This is a genomic window from Streptomyces cinnamoneus, from assembly GCF_002939475.1.
Taxonomy (GTDB): Bacteria; Actinomycetota; Actinomycetes; order Streptomycetales; family Streptomycetaceae; genus Streptomyces; species Streptomyces cinnamoneus_A.
In genome coordinates this window covers 5,289,446-5,305,240 of sequence record NZ_PKFQ01000001.1, presented here as the reverse complement: position 1 = coordinate 5,305,240, position 15,795 = coordinate 5,289,446, and the positions used below count along the sequence as shown (strand labels likewise).

The window sequence follows — 15,795 nt, the reverse complement described above, 5'->3', positions numbered from 1 at the left end:
GCGGGTCAGATCCGGTATCCGGAGCCGGGGACGGTGACGATCACCGGGGGCTCGCCGAGCTTGCGGCGCAGCGTCATGACCGTGACCCGTACGACGTTGGTGAACGGGTCGGTGTTCTCGTCCCAGGCCTTCTCCAGCAGCTGCTCGGCCGAGACCACGGCGCCCTCGCTGCGCATGAGCACCTCCAGCACGGCGAACTCCTTCGGCGCCAGCTGGACCTCCCGGCCGTCGCGGAAGACCTCGCGGCGGTTGGGGTCGAGCTTGATGCCGGCCCGCTCCAGGACGGGCGGGAGGGCGACGGTCGTGCGCCGGCCCAGGGCCCGCACGCGCGCCGTCAGCTCGCTGAAGGCGAACGGCTTGGGGAGGTAGTCGTCGGCGCCGATCTCCAGGCCCTCCACCCGGTCGCTGACGTCGCCCGAGGCGGTCAGCATCAGGACGCGGGTGGGGATGCCGAGCTCGACGACCTTGCGGCACACGTCGTCACCGTGGACGGCGGGCAGGTCCCGGTCGAGCACGATGACGTCGTAGTCGTTGACGGCGATGCGCTCCAGGGCGGCGGCCCCGTCGTACACGACGTCGACGGCCATGGCCTCCCGGCGCAGTCCGGTGGCTACGGCGTCTGCGAGCAGCTGCTCGTCCTCGACGACGAGTACGCGCACGGCGTTGATCCTTCCTGTTGTGCCCCTGTGGGCAGGCTCGATGACCCCGGTGGGTCACACCATCCTGCCTCGGAAGTCGATAAACCGGCCGTAAGGGGCGGGGGCCGGCCAGGTGGGAAGGGATTCCGGATCGCTCGCAGGTCGTAGGTTTCCCACCGGACGGGGGTGGGGAAGACGACTGCACACCCGCGATCACGCTTCCCCGTACGCCTCCGCGTACGCGGAACAGCATGCTCGTGATCGTTTTCGCCGTGGCACACCCCCGTGCCGCCTACCCACGACGAGGGGGCCCAGCACCATGGACGCGTTCACCGCCGGCATTCTGCAGCGCATAGAGAGCACCCGGTCCGACCTCGACCACGCCCGCCGGACGGGCGACGACTTTCTCGCCGACGTCGAGCAGGCGGAGCTGGAGGACCTCCACCGCCTGGCCGCCGAGCACGGCGTGCACATCAGCGCGGCCTGACCCTCCCCGCACGACGGTGCCCCGGCGCGATCCGCGCCGGGGCACCCGTGCGTGTACGTGTACGGACGCTGCGGCCGCCCTGGCCGCGCCCCAGTCGTGTCCTAGTCGTGCCAGGCCCCCAGATCCTCCAGGCGGGCCTGGAGCGGCGCGAAGAGGCCCTGCGGCGCCGCCACCGTCAGCTCGCCGGACGCGGGCTCCCCGGGCCGGCCGCCGGTGAGGGCGCCGGCCTCGCGCGCGATCAGCGCGCCCGCCGCGAAGTCCCAGGGGTTGAGCCCGCGCTCGTAGTACCCGTCGAGGCGGCCGCAGGCCACGTCACAGAGATCGATCGCCGCCGACCCGCCGCGCCGGATGTCGCGCACCTCGGGCAGCAGGGAGCGCAGCACCTCCGCCTGAGCGGCCCGCCGGGCGGTCAGATAGCCGAAGCCGGTGCCGATGAGCGCCTGCTCCAGCGCGGGCGTGGGCCGCACGGCCAGTCGCCGGTCCCCGGCGAAGGCCCCCTCGCCGAGCACCGCGCGATAGGTCTCCCCGCGCATCGGCGCGGCGACGACCCCCACGACCGCCTCGCCGTCGATCTCGGCGGCGATGGACACCGCCCAGGAGGGCAGTCCGTAGAGGTAGTTGACGGTGCCGTCGATCGGGTCGATCACCCACCGCACCCCGCTGGACCCCTCGCTGCTGGCGCCCTCCTCCCCCAGCAGGCCGTCGGCGGGGCGGCGCTCGGCGAGGAAGCCGGTGATCAGCTTCTCGGCGGCGATGTCCATCTCGGTGACGACGTCGATGGGGCTGGTCTTCGTGGCGGCCACGCCCAGGTCGGCGGGGCGGCCGTCGCGCAGCAGGGTGCCGGCGCGCTCGGCCGCTTCGAGGGCCACGGCCAGCAGTTCGGCCTTCAGTTCGGCCTTCAGGGTGTCGTTCACGGGGTGGGGTCTCCTTACGCGTACGGGCTGTCGGCGCCGGCGGCGGCCGGGCGGGGGGACCGTGCCGGGCAGCAGCCGACGGGGCACCGGTCGTGGGAGGGGCCGAGGGCGCCCAGCGCGCAGCGCTCGGGCCGCTCGCCGCGCTCGCTCGCGGCGCGCTCCAGCACCAGCTCGCGGACGGCGGCGGCGAAGCGGGGGTCGGCCCCCACCGTGGCGGCCCGCGCCACCGGCAGGCCCAGCTCGGCCGCCTTGGCCGTGGCCTCGGTGTCGAGGTCGTACTTGACCTCCATGTGGTCCGAGACGAAGCCGATCGGCACCATGACGACGCCGCTCGCGCCCTCGGCCCGGACGGCCTCCAGGTGGTCGCAGACGTCGGGCTCGAGCCAGGGGACGTGCGGCGCGCCGCTGCGCGACTGGTAGACCAGGCGCCAGGGCCGCTCGACGCCGGTCTCCGCGCGCACGGCGTCGGCGATCAGGCGGGCGACGTCCAGGTGCTCGGCGACGTACGCGCCGCCGTCGCCGTGGTCCCCGGCCGGACCGGAGGCGTCCGCGGCGGCCGTGGGGATGGAGTGCGTGGTGAAGGCGAGGTGGGCCCCCTGCCGGGCCTCCTCGGGCAGCTCGGCGAGCGCGGCGAGGGTCGCGTCGACCATGGGGCGCACGAAGCCGGGGTGGTTGAAGTAGTGGCGCAGCTTGTCGACGCGCGGCAGGGGCAGCCCCTCGGCCTCCAGCGCGGCCAGCGCGTCGGCCAGGTTCTCGCGGTACTGCCGGCAGCCGGAGTAGGAGGCGTAGGCGCTGGTGGCCAGGGTCAGGACGCGGCGGTGCCCGTCGGCCACGAGCTGGCGCAGGGTGTCGGTCAGGTACGGCGCCCAGTTGCGGTTGCCCCAGTAGACGGGCAGGTCCGTGCCGTGGGCGGCGAACTCGGCGCGCAGCGCGGCCAGCAGCTCGCGGTTCTGGCCGTTGATCGGGCTGACGCCGCCGAAGAGGAAGTAGTGCTGCCCGACCTCCTGGAGCCGCTCGCGGGGGATGCCGCGGCCACGGGTCACGTTCTCCAGGAACGGGACCACGTCGTCCGGACCCTCGGGCCCGCCGAAGGAGAGCAACAGCAGGGCGTCGTAGGGGGCGTGGGCTGGCTGATCCGACATGCGTCCGATCCTGCCACCAGCCACTGACAGTCAGGAAATGCCGGTGCGCCGCACGCATGTGCCCCCGTAAGCTGTATCAGCCACCTACATCCCTTACGGCACCCTCGTCCCCATCCCCTCGTCCCGACCCGCTGGGAGCCGTCGTTGTCCAGTCCGTACCGTGCGGTGTTCGCCGTTCCCGGCGCCAAGGGCTTCTCCGCGGCCGGCTTCCTCGGCCGGATGCCGCTGTCCATGCTGGGCATCGGCATCGTCACGATGATCTCGCAGATCACCGGCCGGTACGGGCTGGCCGGCGCCGTCTCCGCGACGCTCGCAATCTCGGCCGCCGCCGTGGGCCCGCAGATCTCGCGGCTGGTCGACCGGTACGGACAGCGCCGGGTGGTCCGCCCGGCGACGGTGATCGCGCTCGTCGCCGTGGCGGGGCTGCTGCTCAGCGCGCAGCAGCGCTGGCCGGACTGGACGCTCTTCGTCTTCGCCGCGGTCACGGGCTGCGTGCCGAGCGTCGGCGCCATGGTGCGGGCCCGGTGGGCGGCGCTGTACGAGGGCTCCCCGCGGGAACTGCACACGGCGTACTCCGCCGAGTCGGTGATCGACGAGGTGGTCTTCATCGTCGGGCCGATCCTGTCGATCGGGCTGTCCACGGCGTGGTTCCCCGAGGCGGGCCCGCTGCTGGCCGGCTGCTTCCTGGCGGCCGGGGTGTTCTGGCTGACGTCGCAGCGGGCCACGGAGCCCGTGCCGCGGCCGCGCGCGGACCACGGCGGTGGTTCCGCGCTCCGCTCGCCGGGGCTCCAGGTGCTGGTGGTGACCTTCGTGGCCACGGGCGCCATCTTCGGCGCGGTGGACGTCGTGACCGTGGCCTTCGCCGAGGAGCAGGGCCACAAGGCCGCGTCGAGCCTGGTGCTGGCCGTGTACGCGCTGGGGTCCTGCCTGGCGGGGGCCGTCTTCGGGCTGCTGCACCTGAAGGGCGATCCCGCCCGCCGCTGGGTTCTGGGCGTGTGTGCGATGGCCGTGAGTATGATCCCCCTCCAACTGGTCGGGAACCTGCCGTTCCTGGCCGTGGCGCTCTTTGTCGCGGGCCTGTCCATCGCGCCGACGATGGTCACCACCATGGCCCTCGTCGAGCAGTACGTACCGCGCGCGAAGCTGACCGAGGGCATGACCTGGACGAGCACCGGGCTCGCGGTCGGCGTGGCGCTGGGCTCGTCCGCCGCCGGCTGGGTGGTGGACGCCTCCGGTGCCGCAGCGGGGTACACGGTGCCCGGCGCGGCGGGAGTGCTCGCGGCCGCCGGCGCGTTCCTCGGGTACCGCCGGCTCCGGCCGGCGCCTGAGCGGGTGGGGGTTGTCAGGGATGACGGCGACGACACGGACGGCGCGAGCGAGCGGTGCATGGCGTAACTGGGCGGGGAACGTCACGGTCCGGCCGGCGGGGACCGTCGCCCCGGCCACGACGGAGGAGCTGGCGGAGGCGGTCGCCCGGGCCGCCGCGGACGGCCTGAAGGTGAAGGCCGTGGGCACCGGCCACTCCTTCACCACCGCCGCCGCCACGGACGGCCTGCTGATACGGCCCGAGCGGCTGACGGGCGTCCGGGCGGTCGACCGCGACGCCGGTACGGTCACGGTCGCCGCGGGCACCACGCTCCGGCGGCTGAACGAGACGTTGTCCGCCCGCGGCCTGTCGCTGACGAACATGGGCGACATCATGGAGCAGACGGTCTCCGGGGCCGTCAGCACCGGCACCCACGGCACGGGCCGCGACTCGGGGGCGATCGCCGCCCAGCTCCGCGGCCTGGAGCTGGTGACGGCCGACGGCTCGGTGCTCACCTGCTCGGCGGTCGAGAACCCGGACGTCTTCGCCGCGGCCCGGGTGGGGCTCGGCGCGCTGGGCGTGATCACCGCCCTCACCTTCGCGGTGGAGCCGGAGTTCCTGCTCAGGGCCCGGGAGGAGCCGATGCCCTTCGGCCGGGTGACGAGCGAATTCGAACAACTGGTCGCCGAAAACGAGCACTTCGAGTTCTACTGGTTCCCCCACACCGACAGCTGCACCACCAAGCGCAACAACCGCAGCGCCGGCCCCGCCGCGCCGGCCGGCCGCGTCAGCGCCTGGGTGGAGGACGAACTGCTCTCCAACGGGCTGTTCGGGGCCGTGTGCGCGCTCGGCCGGGCCGTGCCCGCCGCCGTCCCCGGCATCGCCAGGCTCTCCAGCCGCGCCCTGTCGGCCCGCACCTACACGGACGTGCCGCACAGGGTCTTCACCAGCCCCCGCAGGGTCCGCTTCCTGGAGATGGAGTACGCCCTGCCGCGGGCCGCGGCCACGGCGGCTCTGCGGGAGCTGCGGGCGATGATCGAACGCAAGGGACTGCGGATCGGCTTCCCCGTGGAGGTCCGGACCGCCCCGGCGGACGACATCCCGCTGTCCACCGCCTCCGGGCGGGACACCGCCTACATCGCGGTGCACATGTACCGGGGCACTCCGCACCGGGCGTACTTCACCGCCGCCGAGCAGATCATGCTGGCCCACGGGGGCCGGCCCCACTGGGGCAAGCTGCACAGCCGCGACGCGGAGTACCTGGCCGGGGTCTACCCCCGCTTCGGGGAGTTCGCCGCGGTGCGGGACCGGCTGGACCCGCACCGCGTCTTCGGCAACGACTACCTGCGGCGCGTCCTGGGCGAGTGACCCCGCGCCCGGCCCGCGGGTCCGGGCGCCCCTAGGAGGTGGTGGTACCCGTGCCCGCCGCGGCGTTCTGGCCCTGCGGCGGCGGGGCGGACCCGGTCGCCGGGGCGCCGGACGGGCCGCCCTTGCCCTCGTCGGTGCCCTTGCCGCCGTCCGGCGACCCGCTGGGGGCGGGCGTCGGACCCGGCGACTGCTGGGAGCCGCCGCCGGAGGACGAGGAGGGCCCGGGGCTCGGGGACCGCCCGTCCGCCCCGCCGCCGGGCCGCGAGGCGCCGGGGGTGGGCGTCGGCTCGTCGCCGGGCTCCTGGCCGCCGCCGGGCGAGTGGTGCGGACCGGGCGTGTGCGAGGGCGGGTCCTGCTTCTCCTCCTGCTTGTCCGGCTGGAACAGGCGGCTGACCGTCGTGCCGTCCTTGCTGCCGTCCGCGCTGGATCCGGAGACCAGCTCCACGGCCGTCACCGTGCCCATCGCCAGGACGAAGACGGCCCCGGCGGCCAGCAGCGGCCGCTTCCAGCCGCGCAGCCGGGTGCCGTGGGTCGTGCCGTGCGAATACTCCTCGGAGTAGTCGCCGGGATACGCGTCGAAGCGTGCGTGATCATGCGCGCCGGTGTATGCACCGGCGTGCGCCTCTGATTGCGCCGGGCTTGCGCCCGGCTGGGACGCCTGGTGCAGACGTCGCGTCGCATCCTCGGCCGTCGGCAGCATGCGCGTCTCGTCGAGGCGCGCACGGTCCGGAGCGGCACGGTGACCCCGCGCCGCCGCGTCGGGCGAGGCGGCCGCAGCAGCGCCGCCGGCGCGTGCGCGGCCGACGGCACGGCCGGCCTCGCGCAGCGGAACCTGGCGGAGCCGGGGCTCCCCCTGGACCGTCACCTCACGGATCTGTTCACCCGTACGCTTGAACAGGTGGTGAAAAAGCGTGCCACCCGTGGTGGCCACCACACTGACGACCCCGGCACCGATCACCGTGCCGTAGACGCCGAGTTTGCCCGCGAGGAGGGCGGCGACCACCGCCGCCAGGGCGCTGCCGGCGACCTGCGCGACACTCAAGTCAAGGCGCTTGCCCTTGGTTTTTGCGTCGCTTTCGCCTTTGTCGTCCATCTCCAGCCTCTGTTGGTCCCTTCAGTCCCTCTTGTAGCCAGAAGAGACATTCGAGCCTAACGAACAGTTCCGAATCAGGCGATTGTGTGAACTTCACCACGCAAGGGACAGGCACCCCCCTCAAGGGGCGCATTTCAACTCTCTTGTCCCGGTGAACTTCGCTGGCGCGCCGATCCACGCCCAGTGGCCCGAATGGAGTACTGTGGCGAGCCCTGGCCCCAATCATCCCGTCCGGTCGCCCGGATCCAACGGGTAAAGGGGCCCGGGCGGCTCTCGCCCCGTCAACTCGGCAATGTTGTGGCAGGCTGCTACCCGGGCAGGCCACACTCGACTAGCGGAAGCAGCGACGCAGGTGACGTCGGCAGGCACCACCCGGGAGGTCCCCATGCCCGAACTGCGTGTCGTGGCAGTCTCCAACGACGGCACACGGCTGGTGCTCAAAGCTGCGGACAGCACGGAGTACACGCTTCCCATCGACGAGCGGCTGCGTGCCGCCGTGCGCAACGACCGTGCGCGTCTCGGCCAGATCGAGATCGAGGTGGAGAGCCACCTCCGCCCCCGCGACATCCAGGCCCGCATCCGGGCCGGAGCGTCGGCGGAGGAGGTCGCGCAGCTCGCGGGCATCCCCGTGGAGCGGGTCCGGCGGTTCGAGGGCCCCGTGCTCGCCGAACGCGCCTTCATGGCCGAGCGGGCCCGCAAGACACCCGTACGACGCCCCGGCGAGAACGCCGGCGGCCCACCGCTCGGCGAGGCCGTCGCGGAACGCCTGGTCCTGCGCGGAGCCGACAAGGACACCGCGCAGTGGGACTCCTGGCGCCGCGACGACGGCACCTGGGAGGTCCTGCTCGTCTACCGCGCCTCCGGTGAGCCGCGCGCGGCGAGCTGGACGTACGACCCGCCGCGCCGGATCGTACAGGCGCTGGACGACGAGGCGCGGGCGCTGATCGGCGAGACCGACGACACGCCCGAGCCCAGCTTCCCGTTCGTGCCGCGGATCGCCCGCCTGCCCCGCGACCGGCCGCTGGACCGGTCGGCCGACCGGCAGACCGCTCCCACCGAGGCGGAGGTACCCTCCGCGGCCTCCTCGCCGGAGGACCCGGGTCCCCGGGAGAAGGAGCGGGACTCGCTGACGAGCCTGCTCGAAGCGGTGCCCAGCTTCCGGGGCGACATGGTCGTCCCCGACACCACGCCCACGGTCCCCCCGCCGGCCTCCGACCCGGCGGCCGAGGAGGCCGACGTCGCGGAGCCGCCGGCTCCGGCAGCGAGCGCGGGCTCCGCGTACGCGGACGTGCTGATGCCGCGCTCGGTGGCCGGTCACCGCGACCGCCTGATCGGCACCACCGACCGCCAGGCCGAGGCGGACGGCGTCCGCCCCGGCCGGCGCGCGGCGGTCCCCAGCTGGGACGAGATCGTCTTCGGCACCCGCCGCAAGAAACAGGACTGAGGGCGGGGCCGTGGCCGGGCGTCAGCCCGGCTGCGCCCCCGTCGCCACCGGACGCTGCGGGTCGGCCGACCACTCGCTCCACGACCCCGCGTACAGCGCCGCCGGAACGCCCGCCACCGCCAGCGCCAGCACCTCGTGCGCACCGGAGACCCCGGAGCCGCAGTAGACCCCGACCTCCGCGCCGGGCACCGCGCCCAGAGCGGCGAACCGCCCGGCGAGTTCGCCCGGCGGCCGGAAGTGGCCGTCAGCCGTCACGTTCTCCGTCGTGGGCGCCGAGACCGCACCGGGGATGTGGCCGGCGACCGGGTCGATCGGTTCCACCTCTCCGCGGTAGCGCTCCCCCGCCCGCGCGTCGAGCAGCACGCCCCGGCGCGCCAGCGCCGCCGCACCGTCCGCGTCCAGGAGCGGCAGCGCGCCGGGGGACGGCGTGAAGTCGCCCTCCGTCACCGGCTTCGCCGCCCCGGACGCCAGTTCGCCGCCCCGCGCGGTCCACGCCGCGAGCCCGCCGTCCAGGACGCGTACGTCCCGGTGACCCGCCCAGCGCAGCAACCACCAGGCACGGGCGGCCGCCCAGCCCTGACCGCCGTCGTAGACGACGACCGGACGGTCCGCGCACACCCCCGCCCGGCGCATGGCGGCGCCGAACTCCCCGGTGTCCGGCAGGGGATGACGGCCCCGGCGCCCCGCCGGCCCCGCGAGTTCCGTGTCGAGGTCCACGTACACCGCCCCGGGGATGTGCCCGGCCTCGTACTCCGGCCGTCCCGGCGGTCCCCCGAGCTGCCAGCGGATGTCCAGGAGGGTCGGCGGCCGCTCCCCAGCCGACTCGCTCGCCCATTGCGTTGCGCTGATGATGGCGTCCATGTCCCCCATCCTGACGTAGTCGCCGTTGCGCCGAACGGCCCCCTGGCCAGACGCCGCGATGCTGATCGATACTGGACGGCGACGACGCGGTCACCGATGCGGAACGCGAACTAGGGCATGCTCCTGCCGGAACCCGGGAACCACCCACGATGGTCCGAGCACGTCGGCCCGAGGAGAGAGTGACGATGACCGAGGTATGGGGATCCTCCGAGCCGCGCGAGGAGGAGACCCGGCGCCACACACCGGGCACTCCTTGCTGGACCAGCCTGCTGGTGCACGACCTGGAGGCCATCGAGGAGTTCTACAGCGGGCTGTTCGGCTGGTCGTACTACAGCCCCGGCCCGCGCCAACTGGGCCCGTATGTACGGGCCACGCTCGACGGCCGCGACGTGGCCGGAATCGGGGGCCTGCCGCCGGACCGTCAACTCGCGGGCGCGTGGACCACCTATCTGGCGAGCGACGACGCGGATGTGTGCGCGGACTGGATCCACTGCGCCGGCGGCACGGTCGGCGTGGGCCCGCTGGCGGCCGAGGAGGCGGGCCGCCTCGTCCTGGCGGCCGACCCTGCGGGCGCGCTCTTCGGCGTGTGGCAGGGGCAGGCCTTCCCCGGTCCGCGGCGGGTGGGTACGCCCGGCACACCCGTCTGGCACGAACTGGTGACCCATGAGGCGTCCACCGTGCTGAAGTTCTACCGCGGCCTGTTCGGCTACGAGACCAAGGCCACCGGCTCGGTCGGGGCGGAGACGCACACGCTGTACGTGAAGGGGCGACCGGTCGCCGCGATCAAGGGCGTGGGGCCCGAGCTGCGCAGTCCGCACTGGATGACGTACTTCGCGGTGGCGGATCCCGCCGCCGCGGCCCGGCGGGTCACGGAGCTGGGCGGGCGCGTGCTCGACGCCCCGCACGGGACGTCGGCCGGCACGGCGGTGACGGTCGCGGACCCGGAGGGGGCGGTCTTCACGCTGGTGCGGACGGAGCCCTGACCGGTCCGCTCACCGGCCCGCGAGCCGGACCTCCGGGTCCACGGGCAGCACGTCCGGCGACAGGGCGGCCGCCCGGGCCGCGGCCGCCGTCAGCCGGCGGCGGTGGTGGCGCCGGCACAGCACCTCGTAACCGACGACGGTCTCCGGCTGGTTGACGTCACCGACGACGACCTGTTCGCCCTCGACGACCATCTGTCCGCCGATCGTACGGGCGTTATGCGTGGCCCGTGCCCCGCACCAGCACAGCGCCTCGACCTGGAGCACCTCCACACGGTCGGCGAGTTCGACCAGGCGCCGGGAGCCGGGGAAGAGCTTGGTGCGGAAGTCGGTGGTGATCCCGAAGGCGAAGACGTCGAGTTCGAGGTCGTCGACGATCCGGGCCAGCTGGTCTATCTGCTCGGGGGTGAGGAACTGCGCCTCGTCGCAGATCACATAGTCCGCCCGGCCGCCCGAGGACAGGTGCCCGACGAGGTGCGCGTAGAAGTCGAGCTCCTCGCTCGCCTCCACCGAGTCGGTGACCAGCCCGAGGCGCGACGACAGCTTCCCCTCGCCCGCACGGTCGTTGCGGGTGAAGATCATGCCCTGGAGTCCCCGGGCCGAGCGGTTGTGCTCGATCTGCAGAGCGAGGGTGCTCTTTCCACAGTCCATCGTTCCGGAGAAGAACACCAGCTCGGGCATGGGAAGGCCAATGCCTTTCGTTTGTCGGGGGGCGGTCGGAAAGAGGGGGGAAGCGCGCTTCAGGAGCGGACTTCGAGGAGCGGCACCAGCTGCTCGACGGGCGTCATGGAGCCGTGCAGCCCGACCATCGTCGATTCGTTCGGCTCGGTCTCGGTCGCCACGATCGCCACGTCGTCCCGGGCGGCGGCGACGACGTCGCCGATGCGCGCGTAGACCCGGTCGTCGACGCCCTCGCCGGGCGGGCCGAACCAGCCGGCCTCGATCGCCTCGTCGCGTCCCGCGACCCACATCTGCTCGCCGAGCACCTCGCGCCACACGGCCAGCACGTCGGAGGCCGCGCCGGGCACGGCGTAGACGTGGCGGGCCCGGGCCTCGCCGCCGAGCAGCGCCACTCCGGCGCGCAGCTCCCAGTCCTCGTCGAAGTCGATGCGCGACTCGGGGTCGAACGGGATGTCGATCATTCCGTGGTCGGCGGTGACGTACAGCGCGGAGCGCGGCGGCAGCTGCTCCGCCAGGCGCTGGGCGAGCAGGTCCACGTACATCAGCTGGCCGCGCCATTCCTCGGAGTCCACGCCGAAGCGGTGGCCCTTGCCGTCGACCTCGCTGTAGTAGGTGTAGACGAGCGAGCGGTCCGCGGCGCCGAGCCGGTCGGCGGCGAGGTCCATCCGCTCCTCGCCGGAGAGGCGGCCGTGGAACGTGCCGCCACTCAGTGCGATCTTCGTCAGCGGGGTGTGCTGGAAGTCGGGCGCGGAGACCTGGCAGGTGGCGATGCCCGCCGCGTCGGCGAGCTGGAAGACGGTGGGGTACGGCTGCCAGGCGTGCGGGTCGGTCCACGGGCGCCAGCGCAGCTGGTTCATCAGCGCTCCGGTGGCCGGGTCGGCGACGGTGTAGCCGGGCAGGCCGTGGGCGCCGGGGGGCAGACCGGTGCCGACCGAGGCCAGCGAGGTGGCGGTGGTGGACGGGAAGCCCGCCGTCATGGGCGTCCCGGTGCCGTTCATGGAGGTGGACAGCAGCGAGTGCAGGAAGGGCGCCTCGGCGGGGTGGGCGCGCAGCAGCTCCCAGCCGAGGCCGTCGATCAGGAAGACGCAGACGCGGTCGGCGGGCGCCAGCTCCATGCCCGCGGACAGGCCCGGGACGCCGAGGCCGGCCGCGACGGTCGGCAGGAGATCGGCGAGCGATCCGGTGCCGTAACGGGGCAGCGGGGCGGAGCGGGGGTCGAGCGGGACCGGGTCGTGCCAGGCCGCGCCTGCGGCCGTGGGGCCGGCGGATGATCCGGACATCAGCGGGCGGTCGCCACGGTCGCCTCGGAGAGGGCCTGGGCGAAGGCGAGGGCCTGGCGGACGGTGTCGGGGCCGTCACCGGCCTCGCTGACACGCAGGCTCAGGTCGTCGGCCGTGGAGGAGCCGGTGTAGCCGTGGTCGGCGTCGCAGTTGGGGTCGCCGCAGGCGGCGGGCTCCAGGTCGATGCGGGACACGGCGCCCCAGCCGATGGTGAGGACGACCTCGCGGGGCAGGGTGCCCGGGGTGTAGGCCTCGGGGTTGGCGACGACGCGGCTGAGCACCACGGAGGAGATGCGGTCCAGCTTGACCGACTCCGTGGAGGTCGTGGCGTAGGGCGACGGGGAGGTGCCGTCGGCGGCCTGCTCGTCGGTGTGGCTGACGATGAATCGGGTGCTGGTCAGGACGAGGACCGTCACGTGCCGGCGCACCTCGTTGGAGTCGAAGGTCGTCTCCTGGTGGACCAGGTACGACACGACCGGCTCCCCGCCCACCGCGGCCTCCACCGCCTCGGCCACGAGAGCCGGGTAGTAGCCACTGCGCTCGATGGCCGCGCGCAGCCCCTGGGTCGTCGTACCGGTCTTCGCCATACGCCCATCCTACGGGGCGTACGGAGTCCGGCTGCCGGGCCCCGTCGGACACCGCCGGGCGTCCTCGGCTGATGCGACAACGCAGCGAGGTGCCGTGCCGGGCTCCGCAGGGCCCGTGCTGACCCGTCGGACACCCCCTAGTAGTGCGGCAGGCTGCGCGGGCCGAGGTCCGTCCTGGCGGGCGGTGGGGCGAGACGTATGGAGGCGCCCAGGATGTGCACTCCGTGCGGGGCGACGATCACGGGCTCGAGGTCCGCGCCGACGACCTCCGGGTGGTCGTCGACCAGGCGGGAGACGCGCAGCAGCAGTTCCTCCAGGGCGGGGGTGTCCACCGGGGTGGAGCCGCGCCAGCCGAAGAGCAGGGGCGCGGTGCGGATCGAGCGGATCAGGTCGGAGACGTCCCGGTCGGTGGCCGGGACGAGACGGTGGGCGGTGTCGCCGAGCAGCAGGGAGGGGGCGCCGGCCAGCCCGAAGGACAGCACGGCGCCGGCCGCCGGGTCGATGGCGGCCCGGACGACGGTGTCCACCCCGCGGGGGGCCATCGACTGGACGACGAGCCGGGTCTCCTCGGGCTTGCCGAGCAGTTCGGTCAATTCGGCGTAGGCCCGGCGCAGTTCGCTCTCGGTGCCGAGGTCGAGCCGGACGCCGCCGAGGTCGGCGCGGTGCCGCAGGTGCGGCGCGGTGGGCTTGAGGGCGACGGGGAAGCCGAGGCGGCGGGCGGCCCGCACCGCGCCGTCGGGGTCGGGGGCGGGCAGCGCGGGCAGGACGGCGATGCCGTACCGGGCGAGGAGGCGCTGGGTGTCGGCGGCGGAGAGGGTGACGGCCCGGCGCGGGCCCGTGCCCGGGGTCGCGCCGTGCGCCTCCAGCAGCACGCCGATGTCGGCGGCGGCTCCGGCCTCGTCGATGTCCTCGTACTCGGGCACGCGCCCGGGGTCGGCGGCCTGGCGGCGCCATTGCGCGTACCGGACGGCCTCGGCGAGGGCCCGCACGGCGCGCTCGGCGGCCGGATAGGCCGGTATCCGGACGGCGGGGGCGGGGGCTTCGGCGGCCTCTCCCCCGGCCTCGGGGCGGCTCTCCGCCGGACCGCCCTCGTCCGGCAGCGGGGCGGCCAGGGCTTCCGCGAGGCCCGGGATCTCCAGGTGGACGACGGACACGGGCTTCGCGGCCCGGGACCGGGCGACCGCCTCGCGCAGGGCGGCGGCCAGGTCCGCCGCCGAGGCGTCGCCGACCCAGGGGATGGCCGTGACGACCACGGCGTCGCAGGAGCGGTCGGCGAGGGCCTCGGCGAGGGCGGCGCGGAAGTCGGCGGGCGCGGCGGCCGTGGTCAGGTCACGCGGGGGCTGGGGGCGCAGCCCTTCGGTCAGCACGGCGTCGTACGTGAGCAGGGCGAGGGACTCGGAGTTGCCGAGGATGGCCACGCGCGGGCCGGCGGGCAGCGGCTGGGAGGCCAGCAGCAGTCCCACGTCGGCCAGTTCGGTCACGGTGTCGACGCGGATGACGCCGGCCTGGCGCAGCAGGTCGGAGACGGTGGCGTCGGGGATGCGGGTGGTGGGCACGGCGTGCCCTGTGGGCGCGGCGACGGCGCCGTGCCGGGCGCCCTTGACGACGACGAGCGGCTTGCGGGCCGCCGTGCGCTTGGCCAGGCGCGTGAACTTCCGGGGGTTGCCGAGGGACTCCAGGTACATCAGCGCGACGTCCGTGTCGGGGTCGTCGTGCCAGTACTGGAGGAAGTCGTTGCCGGAGAGGTCCGCGCGGTTCCCGGCGGAGACGAAGGTCGAGATGCCGACGAGGCCGGCGGCCCGCCGGTGCAGTCCGCCCAGGAGGGCGATGCCGATCGCGCCGGACTGGCTGAAGAGGCCGACCCGCCCGGCGGCGGGCAGCTCGGGCGACAGGGAGGCGTTGAGCCGGACGCCGGCGGCGGTGTTGATCAGGCCGAAGGCGTTGGGGCCGATGAGGCGCATCCCGTACGAACGGGCCTGGCGGACCAGCTCGCGCTGGCGGTCGCGGCCCTCCTGCCCGCTCTCCGCGTATCCGGCGGAGAGGACGACGAGGCCCTGGACGCCGTGCTCACCGCAGTCGGCGACGACGGATGGCACCTGCGCCGCCGGCACCGCGACGACGGCGAGGTCGACGGGGTCCTCGATGCCCAGGACGGAGCGGTGGGCCGGGACGCCCTCGGGTTCCAGCGTCGAAGGGCCCTCGGGGAACGCCCTGTTGACCGCGTACACACGGCCGGTGTAGCCGCCGGCGAGGAGGTTGCGCAGCACGGTGCGGCCCATGCCGCCGGGCTCGCGGCCGGTGCCGACGACCGCGACGGAGCCGGGGGCGAGCAGCCTCCGCACGGAGCGGGCCTCGGCGCGCTGCTCGCGGGCGCGCTGGACGGCGAGGGACCTGTCGGTGGGTTCCAGGTCGAGTTCGAGGCGGACGACGCCGTCCTCGAAGCTGCGCTTCTGGGTGTAGCCGGCGTCCGTGAACACCTTGATCATCTTGGTGTTGGCCGGCAGCACCTCGGCGGCGAAGCGCCGGATCGAGCGCTCGCGGGCCACCGCCGCGATGTGCTCCAGGAGGGCGGAGGCCACGCCTCTGCCCTGGTGGGCGTCCTGGACGAGGAAGGCCACCTCGGCCTCGTCGGCCGGGGAGGAGGCCGGCAGGCCGCGCGCGTCGATGCGGTCGTAGCGCACGGTCGCGATGAACTCGCCGCCGACGGTGGCGGCCAGGCCCACGCGGTCCACGTAGTCGTGGTGGGTGAAGCGGTGCACGTCCCGGTCGGAGAGCCGGGGGTAGGGGGCGAAGAAGCGGTAGTACTTGGACTCGTCCGAGACCTGCTCGTAGAAGCTGACCAGACGCTGCGCGTCGTCCGGGGCGATGGGGCGGATCTGCGCCGTGCCGCCGTCGCGCAGCACGACGTCGGCTTCCCAGTGGGCCGGGTACACGTGCTCGGGCGGCATCTGCATGGGGCCAGCGTAAGGCCGGGCACCGACAGCGGGACCGGCGGCGCCCGGGGCGGCGGGAGC

General features: G+C 74.2%; 14 protein-coding genes. 5 read left to right on the top strand and 9 right to left on the bottom strand.

The window, feature by feature from the left end:
• Positions 1-5: 5 nt before the first annotated feature.
• Positions 6-659 (bottom strand): response regulator transcription factor, encoded by a 654-nt coding sequence (locus CYQ11_RS23775; RefSeq protein WP_099202391.1) that lies wholly within the window; start codon positions 657-659, stop codon positions 6-8.
• Between the two features lie 298 nt (positions 660-957).
• Here CYQ11_RS23775 and CYQ11_RS29735 point away from each other — a divergent pair, with 298 nt between their 5' ends.
• Positions 958-1,125, top strand: a complete 168-nt coding sequence (locus CYQ11_RS29735; RefSeq protein WP_181143765.1) for a hypothetical protein — start codon at positions 958-960, stop codon at positions 1,123-1,125.
• A gap of 101 nt (positions 1,126-1,226) precedes the next feature.
• On the opposite strand, the gene CYQ11_RS23770 is transcribed toward CYQ11_RS29735, so the two are convergent.
• A complete protein-coding gene (locus CYQ11_RS23770; protein ID WP_240003676.1) occupies positions 1,227-2,039 on the bottom strand; it encodes an inositol monophosphatase family protein in 813 nt (270 codons plus the stop codon).
• 14 nt (positions 2,040-2,053) lie between these two features.
• Entirely contained in the window at positions 2,054-3,181 is a 1,128-nt protein-coding gene (locus CYQ11_RS23765) for a ferrochelatase (RefSeq protein ID WP_099202390.1), read from the bottom strand.
• Between the two features lie 144 nt (positions 3,182-3,325).
• Between CYQ11_RS23765 and CYQ11_RS23760 the strand changes: the two genes are divergently transcribed.
• Complete coding sequence (locus tag CYQ11_RS23760) at positions 3,326-4,576, top strand: MFS transporter (RefSeq protein ID WP_099202389.1); 1,251 nt, start codon at positions 3,326-3,328, stop codon at positions 4,574-4,576.
• Positions 4,530-5,855, top strand: a complete 1,326-nt coding sequence (locus CYQ11_RS23755) for a D-arabinono-1,4-lactone oxidase (protein ID WP_099202387.1) — start codon at positions 4,530-4,532, stop codon at positions 5,853-5,855. Before CYQ11_RS23760 ends, CYQ11_RS23755 begins: the two co-directional genes overlap by 47 nt.
• 31 nt (positions 5,856-5,886) lie before the next feature.
• Here the strand turns inward: CYQ11_RS23755 and CYQ11_RS23750 are convergent, their stop codons facing one another.
• Positions 5,887-6,897, bottom strand: coding sequence for a hypothetical protein (locus CYQ11_RS23750; RefSeq protein ID WP_181143764.1), 1,011 nt, complete (start codon positions 6,895-6,897; stop codon positions 5,887-5,889).
• Positions 6,898-7,300: 403 nt separating this feature from the next.
• On the opposite strand from CYQ11_RS23750, the gene sepH reads away from it, so the two are divergent.
• Positions 7,301-8,392 (top strand): septation protein SepH, encoded by a 1,092-nt coding sequence (gene sepH, locus CYQ11_RS23745; protein ID WP_099202383.1) that lies wholly within the window; start codon positions 7,301-7,303, stop codon positions 8,390-8,392.
• Positions 8,393-8,413: 21 nt separating this feature from the next.
• Here sepH and CYQ11_RS23740 read toward each other — a convergent pair whose 3' ends face one another.
• Complete coding sequence (locus CYQ11_RS23740; RefSeq protein WP_099202381.1) at positions 8,414-9,253, bottom strand: sulfurtransferase; 840 nt, start codon at positions 9,251-9,253, stop codon at positions 8,414-8,416.
• A 185-nt stretch (positions 9,254-9,438) separates the two neighbouring features.
• On the opposite strand from CYQ11_RS23740, the gene CYQ11_RS23735 reads away from it, so the two are divergent.
• The gene (locus tag CYQ11_RS23735; RefSeq protein WP_099202379.1) at positions 9,439-10,236 is read left to right on the top strand and encodes a VOC family protein; all 798 of its coding nucleotides are present in this window, start codon (positions 9,439-9,441) and stop codon (positions 10,234-10,236) included.
• Positions 10,237-10,245: 9 nt separating this feature from the next.
• Here the strand turns inward: CYQ11_RS23735 and CYQ11_RS23730 are convergent, their stop codons facing one another.
• The 4 genes from CYQ11_RS23730 to CYQ11_RS23715 all read right to left on the bottom strand — a co-directional run bounded on the left by CYQ11_RS23730 (position 10,246) and on the right by CYQ11_RS23715 (position 15,735).
• Positions 10,246-10,914, bottom strand: a complete 669-nt coding sequence (locus CYQ11_RS23730) for a thymidine kinase (RefSeq protein WP_099202377.1) — start codon at positions 10,912-10,914, stop codon at positions 10,246-10,248.
• A gap of 59 nt (positions 10,915-10,973) precedes the next feature.
• The gene (locus CYQ11_RS23725; protein ID WP_099202375.1) at positions 10,974-12,194 is read right to left on the bottom strand and encodes an alkaline phosphatase family protein; all 1,221 of its coding nucleotides are present in this window, start codon (positions 12,192-12,194) and stop codon (positions 10,974-10,976) included.
• Positions 12,194-12,781 (bottom strand): DUF5998 family protein, encoded by a 588-nt coding sequence (locus CYQ11_RS23720; protein WP_099202373.1) that lies wholly within the window; start codon positions 12,779-12,781, stop codon positions 12,194-12,196. Before CYQ11_RS23720 ends, CYQ11_RS23725 begins: the two co-directional genes overlap by 1 nt.
• 137 nt (positions 12,782-12,918) lie before the next feature.
• Positions 12,919-15,735, bottom strand: coding sequence for a bifunctional acetate--CoA ligase family protein/GNAT family N-acetyltransferase (locus CYQ11_RS23715; protein ID WP_099202371.1), 2,817 nt, complete (start codon positions 15,733-15,735; stop codon positions 12,919-12,921).
• Between the last annotated feature and the right edge of the window lie 60 nt (positions 15,736-15,795).

Coding starts and splice junctions, on each gene's coding strand:
- CYQ11_RS29735 (WP_181143765.1), top strand. CDS start 958: ATGGACGCGTTCACCGCCGGCATTCTGCAGCGCATAGAGAGCACCCGG.
- CYQ11_RS23765 (WP_099202390.1), bottom strand. CDS start 3,181: ATGTCGGATCAGCCAGCCCACGCCCCCTACGACGCCCTGCTGTTGCTC.
- CYQ11_RS23755 (WP_099202387.1), top strand. CDS start 4,530: ATGACGGCGACGACACGGACGGCGCGAGCGAGCGGTGCATGGCGTAAC.
- CYQ11_RS23740 (WP_099202381.1), bottom strand. CDS start 9,253: ATGGACGCCATCATCAGCGCAACGCAATGGGCGAGCGAGTCGGCTGGG.
- CYQ11_RS23735 (WP_099202379.1), top strand. CDS start 9,439: ATGACCGAGGTATGGGGATCCTCCGAGCCGCGCGAGGAGGAGACCCGG.
- CYQ11_RS23730 (WP_099202377.1), bottom strand. CDS start 10,914: ATGCCCGAGCTGGTGTTCTTCTCCGGAACGATGGACTGTGGAAAGAGC.
- CYQ11_RS23725 (WP_099202375.1), bottom strand. CDS start 12,194: ATGTCCGGATCATCCGCCGGCCCCACGGCCGCAGGCGCGGCCTGGCAC.
- CYQ11_RS23720 (WP_099202373.1), bottom strand. CDS start 12,781: ATGGCGAAGACCGGTACGACGACCCAGGGGCTGCGCGCGGCCATCGAG.
- CYQ11_RS23715 (WP_099202371.1), bottom strand. CDS start 15,735: ATGCAGATGCCGCCCGAGCACGTGTACCCGGCCCACTGGGAAGCCGAC.